The sequence below is a fragment of the Prosthecobacter sp. genome (genome assembly GCF_049294395.1).
Lineage (GTDB): Bacteria > Verrucomicrobiota > Verrucomicrobiia > Verrucomicrobiales > Verrucomicrobiaceae > Prosthecobacter.
The window spans coordinates 1-5,238 of sequence record NZ_JBAQCR010000414.1 but is presented as its reverse complement, the minus strand read 5'-3'; the positions used below and the strand labels follow the sequence as shown (position 1 = coordinate 5,238).

The window sequence follows — 5,238 nt, the reverse complement described above, 5'->3', positions numbered from 1 at the left end:
GGGGCAAAGACGGCAGCGTCCGTCCTTACATGGACACCCACATGCCCAGCTTCGGCCGCGAACAAACTGGAATGCTCATCTCCTGGCTGAACGAAGCGGACGCCCTGGAAAAACCCTTCACCATAGATGTCAGCGGCCTCGCCAAACACCACCGCGCCGAAGCCGGACGCCAGCTCCTCGGAGCCAAGGGACTCGCCTGCGTCGCATGCCATGGCATGAAGGATCGCAAATCCCTCGGCCCACCCGTCATCCGCCTCACCCACACCGTGGAGCGCCTGCAGCCCGAATACTTCAAAGAGCTCCTTCTCAATCCCCAGGTCACCCAGCCCGGCACCGTCATGCCGCCGATGTTCGTCGGCCGCAAAAAAGCCGATCAGGAAATCGAAAGCATCTGGACCTACCTCCGCGAGATCGAAGGCCAGCCGCTCCCCGAAGGCCTCATGTCATCCGCCGATTTCGAATTGAAGCCCGATGCCGAAAAGCGCGTCATCATCTTCCGCAGCTTCATCGAAGGCGTCGGCACCCACGCCATCGGCGTCGGTTTCCCCGGCGGACTCAATGCCGCCTTCGATGCCAAGACCAGCCGCTGGGCCATCCTCTGGAAAGGCCGCTTCCTCGATGCCATGAGCAACTGGCAGGACCGCTCCATGCCCCCCATCAAACCCCTCGGCACCGACATCAAGCCCATGCCAGCAACTACCAGCGAACGCATCTTCGGCGGCTACACCCTCGGCAAAGACGGCATCCCCACCTTCCGCTATCTCGAAAACGGCCAGCAAATCGAAGACACACTCCGCCCCCTCAAAGGCAGCTTCGAACACATCATCACCCGCAACGGCAAGCAAACAAAGGAGATCCTGTCATGGTAGTCGCGAAGCGTCTTGGAGTGCGGTGGCAGAGAGGCAAGCGCAGTCTTGCCTCGTCGACACCGCTTTGGTCTATCCCGTCATTGCTCCCAAAGTTTCGAGATAGCCTCGCCGCATTGCTCCTCTTCGCCACCTCCGCCCTCGCCCAGGACCAATCCACCTATTACCGCACCGAAACCTACGAGCTCCCCAAAGGCGTCAATTTCGAAGCCAGCGGCATCGCCATCCTCCCCGATGGCAAACTCGCCGTCGGCCTCCGCAAAGGAGAAGTCTGGATTGCCCAAAATCCCTCCGATACCGCCAGGCCCGACTTCAAACTCTTCGCCAGCGGCCTCCACGAAATCCTCGGCCTCGCATGGCATGATGGAGCACTTTATGCCACCCAGCGCTCCGAAGTCACCAAGCTCCGCGACACCGACTCCGACGGCAAAGCCGACGAATACGTCTGCGCCTCTACGGGCTGGGGCGTCTCCGGCGCCTACCACGAGTACGCCTACGGCCCCGTGTTCGATAAAGAAGGCAATCTCTACACCTCGCTCAACTCCAGCATGGGCAAAGCCTGGAAAGGCGCGGGCGATGAAGAAAAGCATCCCCTCTGGCGCGGCTGGGTCGTCCGCATGACCAAAGACGGCAAGCTCGAACCCTTTTGCGCCGGATTCCGCAGCCCCTGCGGCATCGGCCAAAACGCCGAAGGCGACATCTTCATCACCGATCAGCAGGGCAACTGGATGCCCACCACACCGCTGATGCACGCCCGCAAAGGAGCCTATTTCTCCCACGCCGAATCCATCCCCGACGCCATGCGTCCCGAGTCCCCGGTCAAAATCGCTGCCAAGCAGCCCGATGGCATCACCGTCGCCGAAGCCATGAAGACCGTCCAGGGCTACACCCCGCCCGCCGTCTGGCTCCCTTACGTCAAGATGGGCCAGAGCGGCACCGGCATCGCCTGCGATCTCAGCCCCGGCAAATTCGGCCCCTTCGAAAAGCAGCTTTTCCTCGGCGAATTCGTCCTCAGCGGCGTGAACCGCGTCTTCCTCGAAAAAGTCGGCGGCGAATACCAGGGCGCCTGCTTCCCCTTCATCGATGGCCTTCAGTGCGCCGCCCTCGCCCTCAATTTCCTCCAGGACGGCTCCCTCGTCGTCGGCCAGTCAAACCGCGGCTGGAACAGCAAAGGCAATCGTCCCTTCGGTCTCCAGCGCATTGTGTGGACCCAGAAGACCCCGCTCGAAGTCCAAAAAATGGAGCTCACCCAATCCGGCTTCCGCTTCACCTTCACCCTCCCGGTGGACCCCGCCAGCCTCGCCACCCTCACCGGCCAGAGCTACACCTACCCCTTCCAAAGCAAATACGGCGGCGACGAGCTCGACACCCAGTCCCTCCTCATCACCTCCAGTAAACTCTCCTCCGACGGCCTCGTCCTCGACGTCACCTGCACCACCCTCCGCCCCGGCTACGTCCACGAGTTCCAGCTCCCCCAGCTCAAAGCCAAAGAAGGCTCCCCCCTGTGGCACCGCATGGCCTACTACACGCTCAACAAGCTCATCGCCGAATAACGCGATGTAGTGGATTTGGCATCATTTCGTGTCCGACAAATCCAGGGCGGCCAAAGCGATTCTCCCTCTCCTCGCCCCTGACATACGCCAACAACGATGATTCCTCTTCGGGGAGAGGGTTGGGGTGAGGGGGGGCGTTTTTGCCACCGCTGCACAGGCAGACAGCGGTAGGACGGCCAGCTTTCTTGTCGCCACAGCCCATCATAAATCGTCCACAATAGAAAACCTCTCGCCATCCCTCCCCCTCATCGGGTAAAACCCACCCATGAGATTCTGGAAATGGCTCCTGCCATGCCTCGCGCTTTTCACCTTGGGGCAGTCCCATTCCCAGGGCGTCCCCGAAAATCGCCGCGCCACCTACCGGGGCAGGGAAGTCCAGTTCCCCAATGACGCACGCCAGTTCAAAGGCTGGCGCCACTACGGCCAAAAACTCCCCGTCTGGGACCTCCCTGCAGACCTCCCCAAAGACGTCTTCACCTTCGCACGCCTCTGCTACCCCTTCCGCCGTGGCGGCCGCTGGACCGCCGACTACCCCGAGGCCGATCTCAATTTCTCCTTCCGCCTCCACCAGCTCACCTCCGTCCAGGTGAATCCCTATCCCGTCATCCTCGACATCGATCCCGCCCAGCTCCGCCACCATCCCTTCCTCTACGTCTCCGAGCCCGGCCACATGGACATCACCACCGCCCAGGCCCGCGTCCTCCGCGAATACATGCTCAATGGCGGCTTCATCCTCATGGACGACTTCTGGGGCAACGATGAATGGAAAGGCTTCGAGCCCGCCTTCAAAAAAATCTGGCCCGACCGCAACTACGAAGAGCTCAAGCCCGATCACCCCATCTTCCACAGCGTCTACGATCTCCCCTCACCACCCCAGGTCCACAGCAACGTCTACTGGGCCGAGATGAACCAGCATGGCCGCACCAACATGCACAACGAGATCCGCAAAGACTCCGCCACACCCCGCTTCCGCGCCGTCTTCGACGATCGCGGCCGCATGGTCATGCTCATCTGCCTCAACAACGACCTCGGCGACGGCTGGGAGCAGGAGCAAAGCGATCCCTGGTACTTCACCCACGTCTCCGAAAAACACGCCTACCCCCTCGGCATCAACATCGTCTTCTACGCCCTCACCCATTAGCCCCCCACTCCGCTCTTCTCCTCACCCACCTCGTCTCACCCATTATTACAGGTCTGTCTCGTAGAAACACAGTGCAAATCTCGCGCCCTCCTCCTTCCCGCTTGACGCAGATTTCCCTCCTCGCCACATGCAGAAATGTCCCGCCACCACCTCCTTCTCACAGCCCTCTCCTCGCTCACTCTCGCCCTCAGCCTCACCTCCTGCGAGACACTGCCACCGCCCAATGGCGTTGATGAACCCGGTGCCGTCAGCACAGCCACCATCCTCACCGAGGCCCAGGTCGCCCAGCGCTTCTTCCAGGCTTACAAGACTCACAATCGCGCCGCCGCTGCCAAAGTCGCCAGCCCCACCGCCCTCGACAAGCTCTCATGGGACGCCAGCGCCGGCTCCTCCTCAAACCTTCGCCTCGAGCAAACCGACAACGGCTATGCCATCGCCTACGATGGCGGTGCCATCCTCCTTTCCATCTTCAGCGACGGCCACGTCGGCGCAAACGTCGCCGATGTGGAAATGATCGCCGATTGATCTTCCCCCACAATGCCCGGGGTGATGTGACAAACATGCGCCGCGCAATGCTCAGCGCAGGGCGCCCCTCCGTGCCCCCTCACTTCTCCGGCACCGTCAGCACATCCCCATCCTCCAGCGCCTTCGCGCCGTCCTTCTCCAGATCCACAAACGAAAACTGAAACCCCCGTTTCAGCCGGATCAGCCCGCCGGCCGCCCGCTCGCTCAGCCCCTGCGCCTCCTTCACCAGATCCCCCACCGTCATCCCCGGCTTCAGCACATAGAGCCCCTGGCGTTTCACCTGCCCCAGCACCGTCACCGTCAGCTCCTTCGGTGCCGTTGCAGCACCATTCTTCGGCTCCACCGCAGCCGTCTCCTTCGGCACCACCGCCACCTTCCTAGCCTCCACCGCATTCGCCTGGATGATGAAAAACACCAGGTCCTTCGTCTTCGGCATGCTGCTCGTCAGCGGCGTCGCGTCCGGACTCCCCAGCCCGCCAAACACCACGCTCTGCCCAGACTCCATCACAAAGCTCGCCGTCGTCTTCATCGTGTGGAAAATCGGCTGCTGGATCTTGTTCTCAGACACCACCTTGCCTTCGTGCGTGATCGGGCTGCCGTACTCCATAAACCCCTCAAAGCTCGTCGCCTCCGGCGTCACCGTTAGGTCGATGCTTCCATTCTCCGCCAGCGTCGGCACCACCTCCATCCGCACCCCCACCGGCTTCATTTCAAAAGCCGTCGGCGTCGTCGGGATCAGCGGCTCGGTCTTCGTCGCCTGCTTCGGCGGATCAAATTCCGTGGGATAGATGAACTCACGCACCACCTCCACCGTCGCCTTCTGCCCGCTGCGTGTCGTCACGGAGGGCGCGCTCATCAGGTTCACGCCCTTCTGCTGGCTCAGCTTGCGCAGCAGGTTGTTGGCGTGCTCCTCGTTTAAAATACCTAGGCTCTGCAGCCCGGACTTGTTCCCATCCAGCGTCAGCCCCGCCTCCGCCAGCATCGGCGAGTCCATGGGAATGCTCACAAATCGGCTCTTCACCATGATCTGCCTCGGCACCACCGGCTCCGCCTTCCGGCACGCACTCAGTCCCGCCAGCCCAAACGCCCCCGCCACCGCCGGCACCAGCAGCCCCAGCTTCTGCATCAAAGAATACCCACCGCGCTCGCGCCC

The 5,238-nt window shown here is 62.0% G+C and carries 4 protein-coding genes and 1 pseudogene; 4 read left to right on the top strand and 1 reads right to left on the bottom strand.

What is annotated here, in order from left to right; all coding sequences use genetic code 11:
* From WAW39_RS28595 to WAW39_RS28580, 4 genes and pseudogenes are all read left to right on the top strand, one after another.
* Nucleotides 1-869, top strand: a pseudogene (locus WAW39_RS28595) (hypothetical protein); the annotation flags it as partial.
* A gap of 113 nt (nucleotides 870-982) precedes the next feature.
* The gene (locus WAW39_RS28590; protein ID WP_422322887.1) at nucleotides 983-2,419 is read left to right on the top strand and encodes a DUF7133 domain-containing protein; all 1,437 of its coding nucleotides are present in this window, start codon (nucleotides 983-985) and stop codon (nucleotides 2,417-2,419) included.
* Between the two features lie 265 nt (nucleotides 2,420-2,684).
* A complete protein-coding gene (locus tag WAW39_RS28585) occupies nucleotides 2,685-3,560 on the top strand; it encodes a DUF4159 domain-containing protein (protein WP_422322885.1) in 876 nt (291 codons plus the stop codon).
* A 135-nt stretch (nucleotides 3,561-3,695) separates the two neighbouring features.
* A complete protein-coding gene (locus WAW39_RS28580) occupies nucleotides 3,696-4,085 on the top strand; it encodes a hypothetical protein (protein ID WP_422322883.1) in 390 nt (129 codons plus the stop codon).
* Nucleotides 4,086-4,164: 79 nt separating this feature from the next.
* Here the strand turns inward: WAW39_RS28580 and WAW39_RS28575 are convergent.
* A partial coding sequence (locus WAW39_RS28575; RefSeq protein WP_422322881.1) for an SLBB domain-containing protein occupies nucleotides 4,165-5,238 on the bottom strand: 1,074 nt, incomplete at its 5' end.